This window comes from Paucilactobacillus suebicus DSM 5007 = KCTC 3549 (assembly GCF_001434475.1).
Lineage (GTDB): Bacteria > Bacillota > Bacilli > Lactobacillales > Lactobacillaceae > Paucilactobacillus > Paucilactobacillus suebicus.
Genome location: NZ_AZGF01000003.1, coordinates 47912 through 70966 on the forward strand (window position 1 = coordinate 47912; position 23055 = coordinate 70966).

At 38.9% G+C, this 23055-nt stretch carries 25 protein-coding genes; 2 read left to right on the plus strand and 23 right to left on the minus strand.

The features are described 5' to 3' along the window. Nucleotides 1-30: 30 nt before the first annotated feature. Both FD16_RS01945 and FD16_RS01950 read right to left on the minus strand, forming a co-directional pair. A complete protein-coding gene (locus FD16_RS01945; RefSeq protein ID WP_010622101.1) occupies nt 31-1725 on the minus strand; it encodes a DAK2 domain-containing protein in 1695 nt (564 codons plus the stop codon). 31 nt (nt 1726-1756) lie between these two features. Continuing rightward, complete coding sequence (locus tag FD16_RS01950) at nt 1757-2119, minus strand: Asp23/Gls24 family envelope stress response protein (RefSeq protein WP_010622100.1); 363 nt, start codon at nt 2117-2119, stop codon at nt 1757-1759. Nucleotides 2120-2375: 256 nt separating this feature from the next. On the opposite strand from FD16_RS01950, the gene rpmB reads away from it, so the two are divergent. Next, the gene (rpmB, locus tag FD16_RS01955) at nt 2376-2561 is read left to right on the plus strand and encodes a 50S ribosomal protein L28 (RefSeq protein WP_010622099.1); all 186 of its coding nucleotides are present in this window, start codon (nt 2376-2378) and stop codon (nt 2559-2561) included. Between the two features lie 100 nt (nt 2562-2661). Here the strand turns inward: rpmB and FD16_RS01960 are convergent, their stop codons facing one another. The 11 genes from FD16_RS01960 to gmk all read right to left on the minus strand — a co-directional run bounded on the left by FD16_RS01960 (nt 2662) and on the right by gmk (nt 14486). Next, nucleotides 2662-3318, minus strand: a complete 657-nt coding sequence (locus tag FD16_RS01960) for a thiamine diphosphokinase (RefSeq protein WP_029508360.1) — start codon at nt 3316-3318, stop codon at nt 2662-2664. A gap of 68 nt (nt 3319-3386) precedes the next feature. Next, complete coding sequence (gene rpe, locus FD16_RS01965) at nt 3387-4040, minus strand: ribulose-phosphate 3-epimerase (RefSeq protein ID WP_010622097.1); 654 nt, start codon at nt 4038-4040, stop codon at nt 3387-3389. A 10-nt stretch (nt 4041-4050) separates the two neighbouring features. Next, nucleotides 4051-4950 carry a ribosome small subunit-dependent GTPase A gene (gene rsgA, locus FD16_RS01970; protein ID WP_010622096.1) on the minus strand — a complete coding sequence of 300 codons (900 nt, stop codon included), beginning with the start codon at nt 4948-4950 and terminating at the stop codon, nt 4051-4053. A gap of 16 nt (nt 4951-4966) precedes the next feature. Beyond that, on the minus strand, nt 4967-6853 hold the full coding sequence (gene pknB, locus FD16_RS01975; protein WP_010622095.1) for a Stk1 family PASTA domain-containing Ser/Thr kinase: 1887 nt from the start codon (nt 6851-6853) through the stop codon (nt 4967-4969). Next, nucleotides 6850-7596: a Stp1/IreP family PP2C-type Ser/Thr phosphatase gene (locus tag FD16_RS01980; protein ID WP_010622094.1), complete on the minus strand. Its 747-nt coding sequence runs from the start codon at nt 7594-7596 to the stop codon at nt 6850-6852. The genes pknB and FD16_RS01980 overlap by 4 nt, the downstream gene beginning before the upstream one ends. Nucleotides 7597-7608: 12 nt before the next feature. Then, nucleotides 7609-8964: a 16S rRNA (cytosine(967)-C(5))-methyltransferase RsmB gene (gene rsmB / locus FD16_RS01985; RefSeq protein WP_010622093.1), complete on the minus strand. Its 1356-nt coding sequence runs from the start codon at nt 8962-8964 to the stop codon at nt 7609-7611. Further along, nucleotides 8957-9907, minus strand: coding sequence for a methionyl-tRNA formyltransferase (gene fmt / locus FD16_RS01990; protein ID WP_010622092.1), 951 nt, complete (start codon nt 9905-9907; stop codon nt 8957-8959). The genes rsmB and fmt overlap by 8 nt, the downstream gene beginning before the upstream one ends. A 14-nt stretch (nt 9908-9921) precedes the next feature. Then, nucleotides 9922-12342, minus strand: a complete 2421-nt coding sequence (priA, locus tag FD16_RS01995) for a primosomal protein N' (RefSeq protein WP_010622091.1) — start codon at nt 12340-12342, stop codon at nt 9922-9924. Then, a complete protein-coding gene (gene coaBC, locus FD16_RS02000; RefSeq protein WP_010622090.1) occupies nt 12343-13548 on the minus strand; it encodes a bifunctional phosphopantothenoylcysteine decarboxylase/phosphopantothenate--cysteine ligase CoaBC in 1206 nt (401 codons plus the stop codon). Nucleotides 13549-13659: 111 nt separating this feature from the next. Beyond that, nucleotides 13660-13869 carry a DNA-directed RNA polymerase subunit omega gene (gene rpoZ / locus FD16_RS02005; protein WP_010622089.1) on the minus strand — a complete coding sequence of 70 codons (210 nt, stop codon included), beginning with the start codon at nt 13867-13869 and terminating at the stop codon, nt 13660-13662. Beyond that, nucleotides 13866-14486: a guanylate kinase gene (gene gmk / locus FD16_RS02010; RefSeq protein ID WP_010622088.1), complete on the minus strand. Its 621-nt coding sequence runs from the start codon at nt 14484-14486 to the stop codon at nt 13866-13868. The genes rpoZ and gmk overlap by 4 nt, the downstream gene beginning before the upstream one ends. A gap of 188 nt (nt 14487-14674) precedes the next feature. Between gmk and FD16_RS02015 the strand changes: the two genes are divergently transcribed. Continuing rightward, complete coding sequence (locus FD16_RS02015) at nt 14675-15010, plus strand: hypothetical protein (protein ID WP_010622087.1); 336 nt, start codon at nt 14675-14677, stop codon at nt 15008-15010. A 58-nt stretch (nt 15011-15068) separates the two neighbouring features. On the opposite strand, the gene recN is transcribed toward FD16_RS02015, so the two are convergent. The 10 genes from recN to efp all read right to left on the minus strand — a co-directional run bounded on the left by recN (nt 15069) and on the right by efp (nt 23026). After that, on the minus strand, nt 15069-16754 hold the full coding sequence (gene recN / locus FD16_RS02020) for a DNA repair protein RecN (protein WP_010622086.1): 1686 nt from the start codon (nt 16752-16754) through the stop codon (nt 15069-15071). A gap of 37 nt (nt 16755-16791) precedes the next feature. Continuing rightward, complete coding sequence (locus FD16_RS02025) at nt 16792-17244, minus strand: arginine repressor (RefSeq protein ID WP_010622085.1); 453 nt, start codon at nt 17242-17244, stop codon at nt 16792-16794. 78 nt (nt 17245-17322) lie between these two features. After that, a complete protein-coding gene (locus FD16_RS02030; protein WP_010622084.1) occupies nt 17323-18138 on the minus strand; it encodes a TlyA family RNA methyltransferase in 816 nt (271 codons plus the stop codon). A 15-nt stretch (nt 18139-18153) separates the two neighbouring features. Beyond that, nucleotides 18154-19035, minus strand: a complete 882-nt coding sequence (locus FD16_RS02035; protein ID WP_010622083.1) for a polyprenyl synthetase family protein — start codon at nt 19033-19035, stop codon at nt 18154-18156. Beyond that, nucleotides 19022-19258 carry an exodeoxyribonuclease VII small subunit gene (locus tag FD16_RS02040; RefSeq protein ID WP_010622082.1) on the minus strand — a complete coding sequence of 79 codons (237 nt, stop codon included), beginning with the start codon at nt 19256-19258 and terminating at the stop codon, nt 19022-19024. Before FD16_RS02040 ends, FD16_RS02035 begins: the two co-directional genes overlap by 14 nt. Continuing rightward, nucleotides 19251-20600: an exodeoxyribonuclease VII large subunit gene (xseA, locus tag FD16_RS02045; RefSeq protein ID WP_010622081.1), complete on the minus strand. Its 1350-nt coding sequence runs from the start codon at nt 20598-20600 to the stop codon at nt 19251-19253. Before xseA ends, FD16_RS02040 begins: the two co-directional genes overlap by 8 nt. A 1-nt stretch (nt 20601) precedes the next feature. Beyond that, the gene (locus tag FD16_RS02050) at nt 20602-21453 is read right to left on the minus strand and encodes a bifunctional methylenetetrahydrofolate dehydrogenase/methenyltetrahydrofolate cyclohydrolase (protein ID WP_010622080.1); all 852 of its coding nucleotides are present in this window, start codon (nt 21451-21453) and stop codon (nt 20602-20604) included. A 142-nt stretch (nt 21454-21595) separates the two neighbouring features. Beyond that, the gene (gene nusB / locus FD16_RS02055; RefSeq protein WP_010622079.1) at nt 21596-22000 is read right to left on the minus strand and encodes a transcription antitermination factor NusB; all 405 of its coding nucleotides are present in this window, start codon (nt 21998-22000) and stop codon (nt 21596-21598) included. Next, nucleotides 21997-22437, minus strand: a complete 441-nt coding sequence (locus tag FD16_RS02060; RefSeq protein ID WP_010622078.1) for an Asp23/Gls24 family envelope stress response protein — start codon at nt 22435-22437, stop codon at nt 21997-21999. The genes nusB and FD16_RS02060 overlap by 4 nt, the downstream gene beginning before the upstream one ends. A 28-nt stretch (nt 22438-22465) precedes the next feature. After that, entirely contained in the window at nt 22466-23026 is a 561-nt protein-coding gene (gene efp, locus FD16_RS02065; RefSeq protein WP_010622077.1) for an elongation factor P, read from the minus strand. Nucleotides 23027-23055 lie beyond the last annotated feature (29 nt).

A 23055-nucleotide genomic window follows, 5' to 3' on the forward strand; every position in this document is an offset into this window, starting at 1 on the left:
CAAGGTTTCCTCTCGATCAAATTTAAACTGCTATTCAACTGAAATTAGATATGGATATACAGGTTGATTTCCTGCATGAATTTCAACTTCTAATTCATCATCAATTGTTGAAATTGCTTCTTCAATAGCTTGAGCAGTTTTTTCATCGCCATCGTTTCCGTAAATAATGGTGATAATTTCGCTATCATCATCTAGCATCTTTTTGACCATTTCGATTGCTGCGTCCTGAACGTTGTCGGCGGTTACTTCGATCTTACCGTCAACGATTCCCATGAAATCATCTTTCTTGATTTCAACACCGTCTATTGTCGTATCTCTAATGGCATTCGTAACCTCACCACTTTTTACAGTGGATAGGTTGCCTTCCATTGCAGTTTGATTTTCTTCTAATGAACTATCTAGATTAAAATCTAGCATTGCTGCCATTCCTTGAGCAATCGTTTTACTGTGCACGATCTTAGTTGGTATATTTACGACTTGTGCAGCTTGGTCAGCAGCCATAAAGATGTTGCCATTATTTGGCAGGACAATTGCTTTTTTAGCACCGCTGTTGTTAACAGCATCAGCAATATCTTGGGTGCTTGGATTCATGGTTTGACCACCACTAATAATCTGGGTCACACCTAAGCTCTTGAATAGCTTTGCAACACCGTCACCAGATGCAATTGCAATAACTGCAGTCTCTGCAGGTTCTTCAGAAGCAACAGGTTCTTCAGCCTTAGCAATTGGTTCTTTAGAGTCTTTTTCCATGATGGTCTCTTGTTGCCAACGCATGTTGTCAACTTTAACCTTTTGAAGGTCACCGAATTCTTGACCCCAAGCTAAGACCTTACCAGGATGCTCAGTGTGGACATGAACCTTAACGATTTCGTCATCATTAACAACTAGTAAACTATCGCCTAGTTTTGCTAAATAGTTATAAAATTCATCATAATCAAATTTCTTGTCAACTTGTTTACCGCGTCCGATTCGTACCATGATTTCTGTACAGTAACCATAGACAATATCATCAGGATCAAGTTGTCCTTGAGCGCTTCTGTGATGTTCAGCATTAATCATCTCGTCCATTTCAGCATTATCTGGTGTATGTCCATCCTCTGCGGTTGTTTGACCACTTAATGCTTCATAGAAAGCTTTGAGAACAAATACGAGCCCTTGACCGCCAGAATCGACCACACCAACTTCTTTTAACACAGGTAGCAGATCTGGTGTCTTCTTTAATGCAGCTTCTGATGCATCATAAATGGCTTTAATAATCTCAACCAAATCATCGGTTGTGTCAGCTTTATCTCTACCAGCTTTTGCTGATTCACGGACAACGGTTAAAATGGTTCCTTCTGTTGGCTTCATGACAGCCTTGTATGCAGTCTGAGCCCCATTAGCATAGCCAGTGACAAAGTCGTTAGCATCAAGTGTAGCTTTTCCCTCAATACCCTTTGAAAAACCACGAAAAATTTGTGATAAAATAACACCTGAATTACCGCGAGCACCCATTAATAGTCCCTTGGCTAAAGCAGCTGCTAATTCATCTACATCATCACTTGTTTCTTCTCTTTCGTATTTAGCTCCACTAGCCAATGACATGCTCATATTGGTACCAGTGTCCCCGTCTGGAACTGGGAATACGTTTAAAGAATTAATGAATTCGGCGTTTTGCTGTAGTCGGTTAGAAGCCGCCTGTACCATCTTGCCAAATTCAAGATTTGTTATTTTTGTGACTGTCAATTAATTATCCTCCTGACGAAATCTCACTAACTTATTCAGCAAGTACGCGAACACCTTGAACAAAGACGTTCACTGAATTAGCAGTTACGCCAAGCATTGATTCTAAATTATACTTAACTTTTTCTTGAACGCTTTTTGATACTTCTGAAATTTTTGTACCATAGCCAACAACAATGTTTACGTCAACAGCAATACCATTGTCCTGTTGCTTTACTACGACACCTTTACTAAAGTTTTCCCGTCTTAAGATATCATTGACGTTATCTCTCAACTGATTGCGGCTGGCCATACCAACAACACCATAGTTATCTGTTGCGGCACCACCCACTACAGTTGAAATTACATCATTATCAATATCAATTGTGCCGTACTGGGTTTTAATTTTAACTGCCATGTTAAATGGCCCCCCTTTTTTATTGCAAAGTAACTTTTACTCATAACGATATTCTACCATACCACATAACCGATAAAAAGCAAATTACAAACTTATGAACCATTAATGGCGGTAGATTAGTGTTTGTAGCTGTAAAGGTCAAATACTTGATAGAAATCTATTGCAATAGTCGCGGTGCTATGTTAAATTATTTAGGTGAGTTATCGCGCAAATGCGATCAATAAAAAAATTTGATGAGAAGAGGAGGGGTTTATTCATGGCTAAGGATTTTATCAACGGTAAACGGACACGCTTTGGTAACAAGCGTTCTCATGCCCTTAACTCAAGTCGTCGTAGCTGGAAGCCAAATTTACAGAAGGTAACAATTCTCGTAGATGGCAAGCCTAAGAAAGTTTACGTTTCAGCACGTACTTTGAAATCAGGTAAAGTGACTCGAGTTTAATTACAAAAAATCACATCTAAATGATGTGATTTTTTATTTTACTAAATTAGCACGAAAAAAAGCAAGTCGGCTTATTATTAGCCTGACTTGCTTTTTTGTGTTATTTATCTTTACTTTGAATAACTGCCACAATGCCAGTTTCAAATTGAAAATGGTTAGTGGTTCCCTCAAATTCATTACTGGTCCATGAAATTGGATAATTACTGTCAAAATGGTCCAATGTGTATTTTTCGTCTAATAGTGTTAATCCTTTGACTTCAGTTAAATTGACGAATGCGAGATATTTTTTATCTGGTTCTTTTACAATTGTATAATTTCCCGGACGATAAAAAGAAATCGTGTTTTGTGCATCAACAATTTTTGTTTTCGAAACAATTGATTTAAATTGGGGATCTAGAACCAGAAATACATTAGCTAGTAAATGATCCAATCTGCCACCTGTAGCACCATAAATGCGCAATTCATCAAAATCAAAATTATCCATGGCAGTTATCACCCCGATTTGTGTATCTGTCAGGTCTTTTTCCGGTGGGAACGCTTTGATTTCTTTAATTTGACTACGAACTAACTTATATTCGGATTCATTGATGGAATCGAAATCGCCAACGGCAATTGACGGCACAATTCCCTGTTTTAGCAATCTAATGGCACCACGGTCAACAGCGACCCATGCGCCGCTGACTTGACCATTTTTTAATTCATCGGGCCACTCTTCAACCGGACCGCCAACTAGTATGTTTACTACTTTCGAATTCATATCGTTTTCCCATTCTTCCAATTTAAAAAATGAAGGCTGAAAAATTATTTTCTCAGCCTTCAAAGTTTTTATTTTGTAGCTTCTTTTAACGAGTTCATCTTTGCAACTGGATCGTCTGAATTGAATACATATGATCCGGCAACGGCAACAGTTGCCCCTGCTTTGTAACAGTCAACAACTGTTTTATCGTTAACACCGCCATCAATTTCAATATCGTAGTTCAAACCACGTTCCTGCTTGATTTTGTCTAATTCAGCAATCTTAGCAACGGTTTCTGGCAAGAACTTTTGACCACCAAAGCCAGGGTTAACAGTCATTACTAGTACTTGATCAACCATTCCTAAAACTGGTTCAATCAGTGATACTGGTGTGCCTGGGTTGATAACTACTTCAGCCTTAACGCCACCATTTTTAATTAATTGAAGAGCTCGGTGAATGTGAGAGGTTGCTTCAACTTGGACACCAATGACATCTGCACCAGCATCAACAAAGTCTTGAATTAAATGTTCTGGGTTTTGAACCATCAAATGAACATCAAGAATCAGTTTTGAAATTGGACGAATTGCTTTTACGAATCCTGGACCATATGAGATGCTTGGAACAAATGTACCGTCCATCACATCAATGTGAAGGTATTCCGCACCGCCTTTTTCTACCTTTTCAATGTCTCGTTGTAAGTTGACGTAATCTGCACTTAGAATTGATGGAGCAACTTTAATCATTCTAAATTCCTCATTTCTCTTTATTATATTTTGGTTTTTGATTTACCACTAAATTGTGAAACATTTGGTAACTCTCATACCGACTAGTCATTATTTTACCATCTGCAAGCGCATTTTTCACGGCACATCCTGGCTCTTTTAGATGTAAACATCCTCTAAAACGACAATTGACGCTTAATGAGAGCATTTCAGGAAAATAATGGGATAATTCGACATCTGTCATGTCAAACGCTTCATATGATGAAAATCCTGGTGTATCGGCAATCAAACACTGATTAACATTCAGCAAGCTAACTTTGCGTGTCGTGTGTTTACCACGTTGCAAAGCCTGTGAAATTTCACCAGTTGCGAGGTTTAGTTCAGGTGAAAGATTGTTTAACAAGGTTGATTTGCCAGCACCTGTTTGTCCCATGACGACACTAATTTGACCTTTAAGTCCTGCCATTAACTTTGTTTTAACTGATTCGTCAAACGCTGGTTGATGGAAAATAACATCGTAGCCAATATCTTGGTAGCCTTTTACAATGTGATCATTAAAATACCGTACTTCGTCATCTGACAGCATGTCAGTCTTTGAAAAATAGATGATCGGTTTAACATTTTGGGCCTCAAGTGCCACCAACTGACGATCTAATAGGTTAGTCGAAAATTCTGGTTCCTTCACCGCTGTCACAACAATTGCAATGTCAACATTAGCAATTGGTGGTCTAACGAGTTCGTTTTTACGGGGATGAACCTTTAGTACGTATCCCTCCTGTTGATTATCACTTTGAAAATCAACATGATCACCAACCATCGGTTTAATTTTCTTTGCTCGAAAATTACCGCGAGCCCTGGTTCGATATATTTTATTATCAGCTAACACATCATAAAATCCACTTAATGACTGTTGAATTACTCCATTTTTCACATGTTTCTCCTATTAATTAACCTTGAATATTTGTAGCACTCATAATGGTTTTACCATCGCGGATAACTTTGTATGCACCAGTGCTATCACCATTCAACGTGAACGGCACATTGATCGTTGTATCTTGGCTAATCATAACATCTTGATACTCTTGAGTCAGGTTATGACTGGCGTCTTGAATGTAAATTTGAACACGATTCTGAGTTTGATTATTGGAACCATCAAATGGCACGCTAATTTGTACAGTGGTGGTATTTTGTTTTGCTTCGGCAACTGTGACTGAAATCGAATCACCATGCGTTACCTTAGTACCAGCACTAGGCGATTGGCTAATTACATTCCCCTCAGCAACAGAATCTGACTGCGCTTGCGTAGTCGTTAGCTGTAACTGATTGTCATCAGCGTACTTTTGTACCTCTTTTTCAGACTTATTAGTGAAGTCTGGTAATGTGATTTTCTTTTTACCTGTGCTGACATTCATGGTAATCGTTGTCTTGTGGGCGTTTACTTTTTTACCAGAACGAATGCTTTGCTTGATAATATTTCCCGTGTCAACATCATCAGAATATACCGAGACTTTCTTTACCGTCAATCCCTTGTTTCTTAAACTTTCAGCAACTGTTGCGTAATCCTTGCCAACATAGTTTTTTAAAGTAATTTTCTGGCGGCCGGTACTAACAACCAAATTGACCTTGCTGTGTTCCTTAATCTTATGCTGAGCCTGAGGGTTAGATGAAACTACGTGACCAGCCTTAACGCTTTCGCTGGTTTCTTTCTTAACAGATCCAACTTTCAGATCGGCTTTTTTTATCTTTTTCTCTGCTTGAGTCTGAGTTAAACCACTAGTGTTCGGCACAACTACTCGTGTGGGAACTATTAACCAAACTACAATACATGCAACAATGATTATTAGCAACGTAATAATCCACGGCCATTTACGGTGCTTCTTCTTCGGTTGACTATCGTCAATTGAATCAGTGTCACCTTGTTTTTCCACAGCCTTATTCAGATCATCGGGATTAATAACCTTTGTTTCACCCTGATCAACAGTGCTTGGAACGAATTTGGTTTCGCCTTTTCTGGATGGTGAAAGTGCTGTCGATAGATCATCAGCCATTTCCTTAGCACTTTGATAACGTTCATCGGGCCTTTTGGCAGTTGCTTTTAGAACAACATTTTCTAGTGCTTGAGGAATATCCTCATTAAATTGTCGGACTGACGGAATTTCATCTCTGAAGTGTTTGAGCGCAATTGAAACAGCCGTTTCACCTTCGAATGGGACTTTGCCAGTTAACAATTCGTATAAAATTATCCCTAAAGAGTAAACATCTGACTGTGGAGTCGCAATACTGCCACGTGCTTGTTCAGGTGACAGATAGTGAACGGACCCCATTACTGTGTTTGTTTGGGTCAGCGAATTTTCTGACGCGGCCACTGCAATACCAAAATCGGTTATTTTAACTCTTTTTTGGTCGTCAATTAAAACGTTTTGGGGCTTTAGATCTCGATGAATGATGCCATGCTGATGAGCTTCTTCTACGGCCGATAGAATTTGTTCCATGATTTCAATAACTTGGTGAAACGGAATTGGAAAGTGAGCGCTGATGTATTCCTTTAAATCAGTTCCCTTAACGTATTCCATGACTAAGTATTGAAGCCCATGTTCTTCACCAACATCGTAAACACCAACAATATGGGGGTCACTTAACTGCGTTGCCGCAAGGGCCTCTCTTTGGAATCGCCGTTTAGTATGTGGATCATCTCGCAAGTCAAGACGTAACAACTTAACTGACACATCTCTATCAAGTATTAAATCGTGTGCCAGATAGACGTTAGCCATGCCACCTTCACCCAGCGACCGTATGATTTCGTAACGATTATTTAATTTGTATCCAGGATTCATGATTGATCATCCTCCTGGTTATTTTCAACAATCAGTACGGTGATATTATCTGGTCCGCCAGCCTGATTTGCGTCATTGATTAGTTGTTCACACTTTTGATCCGTTGATGTGTCAGATTCAAGTACTGACAGCATTTGATCGTTTTCAACCATATTTGAAAGACCATCAGTGCATAAGAGCAGGCGATCTTTATCTTTAAATTTGTATAAATTCACATCAATATCAGCATCGTCTGAAATGCCGAGAGTTCTTGTAATAATATTTTTTTGAGGATGAGTTCGGGCTTCATCTTCCGTAATTGCGCCGCGTTTTACCAATTCATTAACCAAAGAGTGATCTTCAGTTAATTGACTTAATTTTCCATCGCGATTCAAATATCCACGACTATCACCAATATTGGCGACAATCATTTGGTCATCAAAAATAATAGCCGCAACCAGTGTCGTGCCCATCCCATGGAGGTCCGTAAACTGTTCAGCCTTTGCAATTATTTGAGCATTTTCGTCACGAACTTCGCTTGACAGCCATTGCACAGCCATTAACGGTGTATCAAAAGATGTTTCTTCAAAGTGTCGTCCAATGTGAGAAACGGCCATAGATGAGGCAACATCCCCACCTTGATGACCACCAATCCCATCAGCAACGATTGCAAATGTTAGTTTATCTAAATTTTTAAAGACGCCGACATAATCTTGGTTTTCTTCTCGAGCTTTGCCGATATCGGTTTTAAAAGCAATTTTCATACCAATTCTCCATTATTGATTACGTTTCAACGTTGCCACAAAGAAGCCATCGGAGTCAAAATCACTAGGCAAAATTGTCAGAGTTTTATCTTCACGGTCGTTGAACAGTTGATTGCTTGTCTCAGTCTTCTGCAATGTAAAATCTGGATGGCTTTGCAAAAACTTATTAACCACTTGATTATTTTCTTGTTGCAGGATAGTGCAAGTACTATAAGTGATTATACCGCCTTTTTTTACCTTTGTCGCAACAGCGTCCAAAATATTTAGTTGAATTGTTTGCAAGTGGAAACTATCTTCTAGTGTCTTTTCATAACGGATTTCCGGTTTTCGTCGAATTAGGCCAAAACCGCTACACGGAGCATCTACTAAAATACGGTCAAATGATTCGTCTGCGAATTTTTCACTCACTTTACGGGCGTCCAATTGGATTGCATCAATGACAGAATTTGTATGCATTCGTTTAGCATTATCTTTAATTAATTTAATTTTGTGTTGATGAATGTCCAATGCTGTCACTTTACCACCATTGTTGATGTCCAGATGTTCAGCAATTTGAATTGTTTTACCCCCAGGTGCCGCGCACGCATCGAGTACTTGATCACCAGGATTAATCTTCATGCTATCAACGGCTAGCATTGCGCTTTCGTCTTGAATCGTAATTGTCCCATCTCTAAAAAGTGGCGATTCTGCTGCAGATTTACCACTGATGATCAACGCGTAAGAAGTCACAGTGCTACGCTTGACTGAAAATCCATCATCTTCTAACGATTTGATAACTTGTTCAGTATCAGCACTTTGTTTGACCCGGATAGATTGATGGGCTGGTTGGTTAATCTTTTTGAGAATTTCATGCGTTTTTGAGTCGCCATACTGAGATGCCAGTTCATCAATTAGCCATGATGGAACACTATATTCGGTGCTGAGCCTTGTTGTTTGATCTTGAAGCTGGTCAAAGCTACGAACGCCTTGCCTTAAAATGTTGTGTAGTACTGCCGTCACTAATTTACGAATACCAGGGTGACCTTTAATTTTGGCAATTTTGATTGATTCATCTGTAATAGCCCATTCTGGCACCTTGTCCAAATATTTGTATTGATATAAAGACATTAACAATAGTACTTGAACCCATGACTCTAGCTTCTTCCCTTTTATAAATGGGGCCAGCCAGTATTCAAGGGTAATTCGGTGTTGAATGACACCATACACAATATTTGTGAGTAATCGTCGGTCTGCATCGGACAAGTGTGCCTGCGCAATTACCTGATTAAGTTGAAGGTTTGAATAGGCTCCAGACAAGAGTACCTTGTCAAGAGCCTCAAGTGCTAGGAATCTGACACTTTGCTTAGTTTTACTAGCCTCGTTATTCATGAGTTACAGCCTGTACCCCTTGCTTTAAGTCTTGATGACCGTTTAAATAGTCTGTGATTGACATTTGCGGCTTGCCTGCAGGTTTAACCTGCTGAAAGCTGATAACAGTTCCCTCACCAGCAGCTATGACGAGTTCGTGTTTGCCAACTCGCACAACTTGGCCAGGATTTAGATTGGTTGTCTCATTCAACGGCTCCGCACTGATAATCTTTGTCCTCGTACCATCTAAAATTACGTTAGCAATTGGAAACGGACGTAATCCTCTGATTTTGCAGTCAATTTGATGGGCAGTCTGCGTAAAGTTCAACCTTTCTTGCTCCGAAGAAATATTAGGAGAAAAAGTTACTTGATCTTCATCTTGCACAACGGGATTAATATTGCCACTGATGATGTTTGGTAATGTTTCCATCAATAAATTGCGACCTAGATCACTTAATTTATCAAACATTGAACCGGTATCATCTTGGTTGGTAATTGGAATGGCCCGCTGCGAAATGATATCACCAGCATCCATTTTCTTGACCATGTAAATAATTGACACACCGGTCTCACTATCACCGTTAATAACGGAATAGTGCACCGGAGCACCACCGCGGTACTTTGGTAACAAAGACGCATGGACGTTGACCGCAGCAATTTTAGCGGCGGCAAGTAACTTCGTAGGTAAAAATTGACCAAATGCAGCAGTCACAATTAGATCTGGATTTAGTTCAATAACTCTGTCCATTTCAGAGCTATGATTGATTTTTTCTGGTTGTAAAATTTCAACCTCATACTGCTGTGCAAGTTGTTTCACTGGGGGAGCAGTGACCACATGCTTACGGCCAACTTTACGGTCTGGCTGTGTAACTACTGCTAACACCTGGTAGTCCGAGGAATCTAGCAGGTCTTTTAGGATTGGTACTGAAAATTGAGGTGTCCCCATAAATACGATTGAAGTCAATAAATTTTCCTCCTCTAGATAAAATACTGTGGGTCTGGATCAATTGATATTTGAATTTTATTCTTAGTCAACTTTTGACTGCGTTGCATTAGTTCAGTTAATAGTTCATGCAACTTATTACTGTGTTTATACTTAATAACAATCTGATAGAAATAACGCCTGTTTACGCGGGCAATTGAACGCGGTGTTGGGCCTAGAATTACGCATTCCTGTCCTAAACCGTCTTGCAAAAATTTACCGATTGAAAAAATAGTTTTAGCGGCCATCTTCTCTTCCGGATGGCTCACTGTAATTTGGGTGGTGTAATAGTACGGCGGATAATTACCACGGTGTCGTAATTGCATTTCAATTTCAAAAAATTTTTCAAAGTTATGATGCTTTGCTAATTGGATGGCATAGTGATCAGGATTATAGGTTTGGATGATTACCTGTCCTGGTTTATCAGCTCTGCCAGCCCGACCGCTAACTTGTGTCAATAGCTGAAATGTGTGCTCACTTGCCCGAAAATCTGGCAAACCAAGACCGGTGTCTGCATTCAATACTCCAACAAGTGTGACGTTTGGGTAGTCCAGCCCTTTTGCAATCATTTGTGTTCCTAAAAGAATGTCTGCGTCGTGATGACCAAACTGGCGCAGTATCTTTTCATGCATTCCCTTGCGTCTAGTTGTGTCCACATCCATTCGGAGTATACGAGCCTCAGGAATTTTTTCCTGCAATTCGGTTTCCACCTTCTGGGTACCCGTACCATAATATCGAATTTGGTGGCTATGACAATTCGGGCAGATATCAGGAATTGGTTCTTCATGGCCACAATAATGGCATTTCATTGTGTGCGTATCCATATGAAGAGTTAATGAAATATCACAGTTAGGACATTGTAAAACAAAGCCACAATCTCGACACATAATAAATGAAGAGTATCCACGACGGTTTAACATTAAGATAGTCTGCTCGCCACGGCTAATTCTAGTTTGAACTTCTTCAAGTAATTGGGTTGAAAAATTACTTTCAGTGTGGTGTTTTAATTCTTCACGCATATCAACAACACTGACAGAAGGCATTGGCCGTTTGTTAATTCGATGTGTCAGCATTAGTTGTTGATAGACATTTTTTTGAGCTCGTGCCCTAGATTCTAAACTGGGTGTTGCACTCCCCAATACTAACGGAGCGTTATGATATTTGGCACGCCACTTAGCAACTTCCCTTGCGTGATACCTTGGCGTTTCATCCTGTTTGTAGCTTGTTTCATGCTCTTCATCAAGGATGATCAAGCCAATGTTTTTTAAAGGTGCGAAAATAGCCGAACGAGCACCCACGACAACATGCGCTTCTCCTCTTTCAATTCGGCGCCACTCATCGTATTTTTCACCATTTGACAGACCACTATGCATGACGGCAACATCTTTACCGAATCTTTTTTCAACTCTTGAAACGATCTGAGGAGTTAATGAGATTTCTGGGACAAGCATAATTGCAGTTTGATTATGATTCAGTGCATTTTGAATGCTTTGCAAATATACTTCTGTTTTACCGCTACCGGTAACTCCTTCCAGAAGAAATGTCTTGTTTTGCTTTTGATCAATGGCATCGGTGATTGAACTGACGGCATCTGCTTGTTCAGTATTTAAAGTTAATTCTTTTTCACGATTACTGTTTTTCTGAAGCTCGATTGGTGTTCGGTAAACTTCAATAGGTAACTTTTTTAACCAGCCCTTCTGCTCACCAATCGTGAACGTAGCATTGCTGATTTTACTGTTTGTTCTTGCATCAGACAACTTGATTGTTTGACCAATAATACTTTGTAGATAAGACAACAGTTTATTTTGTGCCTTAGCTTGTGCGGTTAAAGTACTGCGCTGTTCTTCAAATTGTTCAAATGACATTAATGGAGAAATACCAACAGCTGTCTTAGGCTTAGCCCTGTTTTGAACGTGATAAGTTATCTCAACTTTTTGTTCTTTTTTTAGCTTTAATAAGCGACTAACTGTTTCTTTCGGCATTGATTCGGGGATGAATTCTATTTCTTCTAAACCGTGGAATAATTCGTCAAAGTCAGTTTCATTAACTTCATCAACTAGTTTTAGATACTTGGTTGTTTTTGCCTTGAGTAGGTTAGGCAGCATTGTATGCATACAAGTTATTTGAAATGCAAACGTTTCATTCGCCATCCACTTTGACAGATCAAGTAATTCTTCGTTCAAGACCGGTGTTAGTTCCATCAACGAATCAATTTTTTTTAGTTCGCCGTCATAATTTGATTGTTCGTCAAGACCGACAACAAATCCCTGAACTTTGCGACTACCGTTACCAAATGGTACTGTAACTCGCATGCCACGTTGAATCTGATGCTGCCATTCCTCAGGTACTTGATACGTGTATGGCTGATTGGTTTGCATAGTTGGCACATCGACTATGATTTGCGCAATTTCTGCCATTTAATCACCTTGCAATAATTGATTTGAGATTAGTTTAATTATTTTTTCTGCTACGAGCTTTTTGCTCATTTTCGCCCATTTTTGTGGCTCATGTCCTGGTTGCAAAATCGTCACCTGATTGTCATCGCTGCCGAAGCCGACGCCAGTTTCATTAACATTATTAGCAATAATATAATCAGCATTTTTTTCGTTCAATTTTTTTGTTGCGTTATCAATCAAATTTTGTGTTTCCGCGGCAAAACCAACAATTAATTGGTGAGTCTTTCTTGAACCAAATGTTTTTAGAATATCTGGTGTTTCTTTGAAATTGATAAAAATTGAGCGTGTATTTTCACTTTTCTTCATTTTCTGTTGTGACGTTACTGATGGCGTATAGTCAGCCACTGCGGCAGCCATTATCAAAGCATCTGTCGCATCAAAATTTTGTTCAACGGCTTTTGCCATTTGTTCTGTTGACTCGACACGTAATAAATTGATTGACGAGTTAATCTCACTGGATGAGTCAATTTGACCGGCGATCAGTGTAACGTCTGCCCCAGCCTCTTGCGCTGCGTTAGCAATTGCAATGCCCATTTTTCCCGATGATCGATTACCAATGAAGCGTACAGGGTCAATAGATTCTCTTGTGCCACCGGCAGTTACCAATATTTTTTTACCGGACAAGGTTAAAGATTGGTTCAATAGTTTTGCAACAGCTGATGTGATTGTGTTTAAAGCAGGAAAACGCCCTTTTCCGCTATAACCTTCTGCCAGGCGTCCTTCTTCTGGTGCAATAACGGTAATGCCGTCAGCAATTAATTGGTTGACATTACGTTCAGTTGCGGGATTTGACCACATGTGCGAGTTCATAGCTGGTACCACAACTTTAGGTGCATTAGTAGCCAAAATAGTTGATGTAACTGCATTATCAGCGATACCATTGGCAATTTTTGCAATTGTATCTGCGGTTGCCGGTGCAACTACTGCTACGTCAGTCCAATCTGCCAATTCAATGTGCGCAATGTTACTGTGATTATCGTCGCCCCATAAACTAGTTAACACGGGATACTTCGTTAGTGATCCAAACGTAGTCTTTGTCACAAATTCCGTTGCAGCTGGAGTCATCGCTACTCTGACTTCATTACCATCCTTTTGCAATGCTCTTAATAATTCAACCGCTTTATATGATGCAATTCCACCTGTTACATGGAGAGCTATATTTGACATGGTTGATCCCCCGTTCATGATAAATACTAAATAAAATTATAACACGGATATCAAAAAAACAGACCTAGGGCAATCAATTACTTTGTCCTAGATCCGTCTTATTTATTTGGATTAATCCTTGTTACTTTCAGGATCAATTGTAACTTTACCAGCTTCGATTTCTTCAAGAGCCTTACCAACCGACTTATCAGAATCGTACTTGCTCAATAGTGGTGTTTCACCAGCATCAATTTCGTGGGCACGTTTGCTTGCAAGCATAATTAACGAATAACGTGAATCGACACGTTGCAATAATTTATCTACAGATGGGTATAAAATCATTTCTTCATCTCTCCTAACATTCCAAGGTAATCGGGCATTACTCGGTGAACGCGTAATCGTTCGCTGCGAATAATGTTTTTAATTTTTTCAACTGCGTTAGGAACTTTATCATTAACAACAGCATAGTCGTAGTTCTGCATCATTTTGATTTCGCCAACGGCTTTTTCAATGCGTTTGTTGATGACATTCATGGCATCTGTTCCTCGATGAATCAAGCGTTGCTTTAGTTCCATTAAATCTGGGGGCGTTAAAAATACAAACACTCCATCAGGACATTTAGCCCTAACCTGCATGGCACCATTAACCTCAATTTCGAGAAAGACATCTTTACCTGAGTCTAACGTCTCATTTACATAGTTTAAGGGTGTTCCATAATAATTGTCAACATACTTGGCATATTCGAGCATTTCACCAGTCTGGATATTATGCTCAAATTGTTCCTTGCTTACAAAGAAATAATCAACTCCATCAACTTCGCCAGGACGTGGCTTACGTGTCGTCATTGAAATTGAATACTGAAAATCATTATTATCTTGATCAAAGATTGCTTTGCGAACCGTACCTTTACCAACTCCGGATGGGCCAGACAAAACAATCAACATTCCGCGCTTTTTCATACGATCTTGTAGCTCCTTAACTTATGTGTTATCAACCATTGTGCACTATTTACAGTTGTTTATCAAGAAAATTTACCAAGTCCCCTAGTTGAAAGCCGTTTAAATTAAAATTTAATGAGGGGGGTTGCAAATTAGAACATTTGTTCGTATAATGTGTACACAAACAAATGTTCGGGAGGATTTCAGTAATGCAAAATTATCAAAGCACAATTAAAGTAGTCGGTGGGCACCTCAGACAGCAGTTTGATAAATTGTTGCTTGCAGAAAGCCCTCGTCCAAAGATTCAGCCGGTAACTATTAAAACTAAAATGCCACTTTTTCAAATCCAATATTTTGTTAAACAGGCAATTGAAAAGAAAATGAATGTTAAAATTCAAATGATTCCATTAACGGATGCAGGACAAGTAGAAAACGCTAAGGGTGTTTTAAAAATAATTGCGCCAAATAAAATTATGCTAAAATCTAACAATAGTTTGAGATATGTGGTTTCTTACGATCAAATCAGATTTATCGAGCAAGCATAGAAAAGTATATAAAAAGAAGTCAGTTTTAACGCTGACTTCTTTTTTTGAACATTATTTTCTATTTTTTCTGTGCCATATTAAGTAATTCTTGTGCGTGCTCAAGAGTTAGTTTAGTAACTTCGGCTCCAGATAACATTCTAGCGAGTTCATCGATCCGTTGTTTTTCGGTTAAAGGTGTGACGGATGTTGTCGTTCTATTATGATGAACACTCTTTTTAATCAAGAAATGGTGGGCTGCAACTGCAGCCACTTGTGGCAGATGTGTAATGCAAAGAACTTGTGAAGAACTAGCGATTAATCTTATTTTTTCTGCAATTGCTTGGGCAACTCGTCCACTGACCCCGGTATCAACTTCATCAAAAATGATGCTGGTGATTCCCATGTTTTGCGCAAAAATCGTTTTTAAGGCGAGCATTACCCTGGATAATTCACCACCAGAAGCAATTTTAGCAAGTGGTCCGAGGCTTTCACCTGGATTGGTTTGAATGTAGAATTCAACTTGATCTAATCCATTCGGCAGAATATGGTCACTGTGTGAATTTAAAAATTTCACTTCAAAAATGGCCTTTGACATATAGAGCTCTTTAAGTTGCTGGTCAACGTCTTTTGATAATTTAAAGGCCGCTTTTTCACGCTTTTCGGTTAAAAGATGCCCAGTTTTTAACAAATTCGCTTCAGCTTGGGCTAGCTTTTCTTCAAGATTATCGTTATCGTCCTCTGCTATTTCCATTGATTTTAATTCCTGTTTTATTTTTTGATAGTAGTTAAGAATCTCATCGACAGAATCACCATATTTATGCTCAAGATCTGCAATTAGAACTAGACGATTTTCTATCTCATTTAGGCGCTTTTCATCGAATTCTAAGGAGTCTAACTGGTTGGATGCTTCACTGGCAGCATCTTGAAGACCATAAAAAGCGTTTGAAATCGAATCAGTTAAATTTGCATACTGTTGATCGAACTCTGTAATTTCTTGCAAAGCACTCATTACATTTGCCACTGCGTCTAAAATTGAACCATTTTCATCGCCATTTAAAGTAGCATTTGTAAGTTCGAGTGCGTTATTGATTTGCTGGAAATGATTCAAACGATCACGTTCTGTGCTTAGCTCTTCGTCCTCATTTGGTTTCAAATCGGCCGCTTCAATTTCCTGAACTTGAAAACGGAGCATATCTAAGCGTTGTGCCCACTGTTGCTCATTCGATTGTTTTTTTCCAAGTGCTGATTTAATTTTAACAAACTCATCGTACTGCTGCTGGTATTTGTCGATTAATTTTGATACTTGCGGTTTAGCATATTCATCAAGCATTCCCAAGTGTTCTTCTGGTCTCAGAAGCCTCTGATGTTCATTTTGTCCCTGGATATCTACGAGCCATGAGCCAATTTTTCTTAAGGTGGCCGCATTGATTAACATGCCGTTCACCCGAATCATATTACGACCGCTACGATGAATTTCTCGTTGAATGATGATGGTATTATCAACATGATCAATACCAAGTTGATCCAAAAGAACGATAAACGCCTCTGACTTGGGAATGCTAAATTGACCTTGAACGCTTAATTTATCTTCACCACGACGAATAAATTCTTGTGATCCGCGTCCCCCGGCCAACAGTCCCACGGCATCAATAATAATTGATTTACCCGCTCCCGTTTCACCAGTTAAGACAGTCATTTGATTATTAAATTCAAGTGTCAAATGGTCAATAATTGCTAAATTATCAACGGTGAGTTCTTGAAGCAATTCAATTTCTCCTTTCGCATTCGGTCATTGGTGTTACCTATTCAACAAACTTTTGAATGATTTCTTTTACGTTTGTTGCGCCCTCATCGCTTCGGCAAATTACTAATACCGTCGAATCGTCTCCGAGTGTACAAAATACATCTGAATAATTCATTTGCGACAGCAGTGTGGATAGCGCAGGTCCATTACCAGGTTGTACATGGAGTACGATAAATTTTTCCTGTTGGTCTAGTGAAATTAGTGCATCAACTAATGTCCTGGATAGTTTCTTTTGGGTATCTAGCTGTTTTTGTACTGGCAAGCTGTAGTGGTATCCGCCCCCCACACTTGGAACTTTTACTAGTTGCATTTCTTTAATGTCCCGAGAAATAGTTGCTTGTGTTACTGCGACACCCTGCTCGCCTAACATCCTAACAAAATCTTCCTGTCGTTCGATGCTATTTTGAGTAATTAATTGTCGTATTTTTGTTTGCCGTTCACTTTTTCGCATTATTACACCCCTTATTTTGTTTATTTATACAATATATATTACTTTAATTGTATAAATAATAAAAGACCTAATAGAATTTTATTTGTTTAAACCACTGTATGCGTTAGATAATACCTGATCAATAGAAACGTTATCAAAGATGGTACCTTGGCTATCAGTTAACTTTAAGTGAACTAAAAATTCAATGTTTCCTTGACCGCCTTTGATAGGAGAATAATCTAAACCAGTTACATTGAAATGACTGTCGCATGCAAAACCAAGTACATTTTCTAGTACTTGTCGATGAACCTTTTCATCTTTAATAATGCCATGTTTACCAACGTTTTCCTTACCAGCCTCAAATTGCGGCTTAATTAATGCAACAACATCACCGTCATGAATCAGGATTTGCGACAGTACAGGGAGGATTAATTTTAATGAAATAAATGATACATCAATTGAGGCAAATTCAGGCTGTCCATCCTTGAAATCATCTAGCTTACTGTAACGGAAATTGGTTTGTTCCATTACAATTACCCGTGGATCTTCTCTGAGTTGCCAAACTAGTTGGTTGGTGCCAACATCAAGCGCATAACTCAATTTTGCTCCATTTTGCAACATGACGTCTGTAAATCCACCGGTTGATGAACCGATATCCAAAACAACTTTGTTCTTAACTGAAATATTAAATACGTCTAAGGCCTTTGCAAGTTTTAACCCGCCTCGACTGACGTAGGGCATTTTCTTTCCTTTTAGCCTCAGGGTTGTGGTCACAGGAATTTTTTCACCGGGTTTGTCTAGGCGTTCGCTATTCAGTCCCAGAACTTCACCTGCCATTACAGCACGCTTCGCCTGTTCTCGTGAATCGAATAGTCCCTGACGAACTAATAAAATATCTACACGTTCTTTTTCCATTAAAATTTTTTCCTCTTAAAATTTAAAATAATTCAGAAATTGATCATAAATATCAAATGATCGACCGGTCTGCTTGATCAATTCTTCTTTTGTACCAACAGCATCTCCAAGAGCTCGGCTCAGTGCTTTTTTAGTACCATCTATGCCAAGTAACTCGGGATACGTGTTTTTATGTTCATCATGATCTTTGTGTACCTGTTTTCCCATTTGTGCAGTGGTACCAATTACATCCATTAAATCGTCATATATTTGAAATGCTAAACCAAATATCTCTCCGAATTTTGCTAGCAGCTTAAGAGTGTTTTGATCAACATCTGCAATAATTCCACCAGCTATTGTTGCATATCTTAGTAATGCACCAGTTTTATTACTGTGAAGAACTTGTAACTGATTTATAGTTAATTGCTGATGTTCGCCGAGTATATCTGCGGCTTGTCCAGCAACCATTCCTGCAGGACCTGCAGCTTTCGAAAATTCTATAACTAATTGACGGACAATGTGATCATCCAATTGATTATCTGCAACCCACTGGAACGCAAGCGTTAAAAGACCATCTCCAGCTAATGTCGCCATTCCTGCACCAAATTTAACGTGATTTGTTGCCACACCTCGACGTAAGTCATCGTTATCCATGGCAGGCAAATCGTCGTGAATCAACGAATAAGTGTGGAGTAGTTCAACAGCGCAGGCTGCCTTAATAACATCATCACTTAATTGATCGTTGAAAATTTGAAACGTTGCAAGTGTTAAACTAGGCCGCAAACGTTTACCACCTGCCAATAATGAGTAGCTCATTGAGTCATTTAAAGTATCCTGACTAATATCATTAGATATATTAGCTACAAGATAGTTGTTAATTAAAGATTGAAGTGAATCAATATTATTAATGATTTTCATCCTCTTGCTTATTGTCAAACGGGACTTCATTACAGTCATCATCCATTAATTTAGTTAATGTTTTTTCTGCGTTATCTAGGGTAGATTGTAGTTGTTTGCTTAATTCAATTCCAGATTGGAATTGTTTTAAAGCTTCTTCCAAGGGAACATCGCCCTTTTCGAGTTGTTCAACAATTGTTTGTAACTGGGTTAATTGATTTTCAAAGCTTTGTTTGTCACTCATTTTCATGCTCCTCATTAATTGATTTAATTTCTGCACTGGCATTGCCGTCATTGAAGTGAAGATTAATATTACTACCAATTTTCAATTGTTTTACTCCACGAATTACATGGTCATCTTTAGTAACGTAAGTATATCCACGACTCATAATTTTTAGCGGGCTGAGGAAGTCTAACGATTCAATTGTCGATGAAAACTCACGCTTACGGTTGTCCAATAAAAGTTGAATTCCCCGTTTTAAACGTTGTTCAACATTTACTTTTGATTGTTGAGCGGAATTAACCTGCTGTTGCAAAGCTTGGAAAGATAAACGGTTACGCATAACCGAAAGCGACTGTTGCCAGTTACTGAACGATGCATTAATCTGTTGATTTAGACGCTGCTTCAATATGTCGACATTTTGGCTATATCCTTCATACAGACGTGTTGGCTGCTGGAAAATATAACTCTTTTGCAGTTTATCAAGTCGTTGTTGGTCTAATTTGATCAAATTGCGAATCGCCGCCATCAAACGTTGTCGTTGTTGTGTGATTTTTAAAATTTCATCAGTTAGTACCGGCACTGCTAATTCTGCTGCTGCCGTTGGTGTTGCTGCACGGACATCTGCTACTAAATCGGCAATTGTCGTATCAGTTTCATGTCCAACTGATGATATGACTGGCAAATTACTGTCTGAAATTGCTCGTGCCACGATTTCTTCGTTAAAAGGCCACAGATCTTCAATTGAACCGCCACCACGACCAATAATTAATGTGTCGAACGAACCATCATCGTTAGCACGTTTAATTTGCTTAGCAATATCAGGCGCAGCTGCGTCGCCCTGAACTTGTGCCGGGAATAAAACCAACTGGACAATTGGAAATCGTCTTCTAGTGGTGGTGATGATATCTCTGATAACTGCACCACTTGGGCTGGTTACCACTGCAATTTTTTTAGGAAATTTGGGCAGTGGCTTTTTGAATTCATCAAACAGGCCTTCGCTGGCTAGTTTCTTTTTTAACTGCTCATATGCTTGATAAAGTGCCCCCACTCCATCTGGTTGCATGGAATCAACATAGATTTGGTAACTGCCACTAGATTCATAAAGGCCAATTCTACCTGATACCAACACTTTCATTCCGTCTTCTGGTGTGAATTTGACTTTCTGGAAGGCAGATTTAAACATAATTGCGCTGATCTTAGCATGATCATCTTTTAAACTAAAGTATTGATGAGCATTTGTACGTAACCTAAAATTTGAAATTTCGCCGGTTAGGTAAACTCTACCAAGGTATGGGTCGACATCAAATTTACGCTTTATATATTTTGTAATTGTACTAATTGATAGATATTTGGAATTGTCCATTTTAATGGCTCCATTTTGCGAGTTCAACTGTCTGGCTCATTAACGTTGCAATAGTCATTGGCCCAACTCCGCCAGGCACTGGTGTAATGGCACCTGCCTTGTCAAAGATATCATCGTAATCGACGTCTCCGATCAGCTTACCTTCACTATTTTGCTCAATACCAACATCAATAACTGTTGCGCCAGGTTTAATATAGTCTGACTTAATTAAATGACCAATACCTGTTGCGGACACAATTATATCAGCATCACTGGTGATTTTTGCTAGATTTGTTGTATGACTGGTGGTAATGGTTACTGTGGCATCGGCGTTTAATAATAATGCGGCCATTGGTTTGCCAACTAAAATACTGCGGCCAACAATAACAGCTCGTTTACCAACAGTCGGGATTTGGTACTCTTTTAAAATACGCATAATTCCTTTTGGAGTACATGCAACTGGATAATTGGATGCTTCATTTCCGTAAAGCCGCCCCAAATTTTCTGGATGAAATCCGTCAACGTCTTTTTGAGGTGCAATTGCTTCCGTTACCTCAGATTGACTGATTTGTTTTGGTAATGGAGCTTGGACTAAAATTGCATTAATTGAATCATCAACGTTAAGTTCATGAATTGCCTCAATTACCTCACTTTGAGATGCATCCATTGGGAATTTTTTTAGAACGGATGTCATTCCTAATTTGTCAGCTTTACGTTGCTTGCTTCTTGTGTACATTAAGCTTGCTGGATCTTCGCCAACTAATATCACAGCAATACCAGGCTTGACACCCCGATTAGTTAGAGCAACCACTTCTTCTTTAGTTTTCTGGTTAATTTTTTTTGCCAATTCCTTGCCATTTAGAATAGTTGCCATTGAATGTTCCCCCTGTTATTATCCGAAATTCATAATGTTAATATTTTATCATAAACTAGCAATGCTTGTTTAGTTAGTCGACCAAAAAAAGCTCAGTCATTCTGCGAATTTTCGCAATAAACAACTAAGCTTTTAAAATTTTTTAACTATTTTGTTTTTCGTAGTTTCCGAGGACACCATTAACAAATTTCTTTGATTTATCGTCACTAAACATCTTGGTAAGTTCCAACGCTTCGTTAATAGCAACAGCATCAGGAACATCATCAACAAATTTAATTTCGAATAAGGCAATTCTCAAAATAACTAAATCAGTTTTGGCTAGGCGTGACAATCGCCAATTCTTCGCTAAAAGTGATTCAATCGTCTCATCAATGTCATCTTGGTTTGCAACAACACCATCAACTAATTTAACCAAATAGTCTGGAACTTCTTGTGTTTCGCCAAGTACTTGCTCGTAAATCGCGTTAACGTCCGCACCCGAATTGGATGAAAGTGCAAACAACGTTTGAAAAGCACTTTGTCTAATTTGATGACGATTCAAACTCACTGTTTTTCTCCATTCTCATCTTCAGATTCAGCAAAAATATCATTAGGATCAATTTGCTGTTCTTTCTTTTCGGTAATTACACCTTCGATGTGAACATTGACTTCTTTAATCTTAAGGTTAGTCATCAAAGAAATTTGCTGCTTAACCTTATCTTGGATTTCTAAAGCCACTTTTGGAACAGATACTCCATAGTTTAAGTAAACCGCGACGTCAACCGACAGCTCTTCTTCATCGTTAGTTAATTTGACACCACGACCATGATCTGGCCGGCCCAATAGTTCATTAACACTATTAGCAATTGAACCGTGCATCCTAGATACACCATCAATCTGGCTTGCGGCAATTCCCGCAATAATTTCTAATACCCGTGGGGCGATTTGAATTGTCCCTAACTCTTGTTGATCATCATTTAAGACAATATTGGTTTCTTCAGCCATCGGTACAGTCCTCCAGTCTCAATCACAATTATGCTCGTGAAATGTATGTCCCATCTGTAGTGTTGATGATTAATTCATCGTCAGCATTAACAAAGAACGGTACTTGGATAACCAAGCCTGTTTCCATTGTCGCTGGTTTTGATCCACCGGACGCTGTATCACCCTTGATACCTGGTTCAGTTTCTGCGACTTTTAATGTAACTGTATTTGGTAATTCAACACCCAGTGTTTCGTTGCCAAACTGGGTAATGTTAACTTCCATGTTTTCTTTCAAATACTTAATTTCGTTCTTAATGTTTTCTGATGGTAATTCAATTTGTTCATAATTGTCGGTATCCATGAAAACATAGTTATCACCATCGGCGTACAAAAATTGCATTGTACGACTAGTGATGTTTGCTTGTTCCATCTTAGCACCGGCGCGGAAAGTTTTTTCTTGAACGGCACCAGTGCGTAAGTTCTTCAACTTAGAACGTACAAAAGCGCCACCCTTACCAGGCTTAACATGCTGGAACTCGATAATACGCCAGATGGCGTTATCTACTTCAATTGTGAGACCATTTTTAAAATCTGCTGTAGAAATTGACATAATTGCTTCCTCCTAGAATATATCTCTTT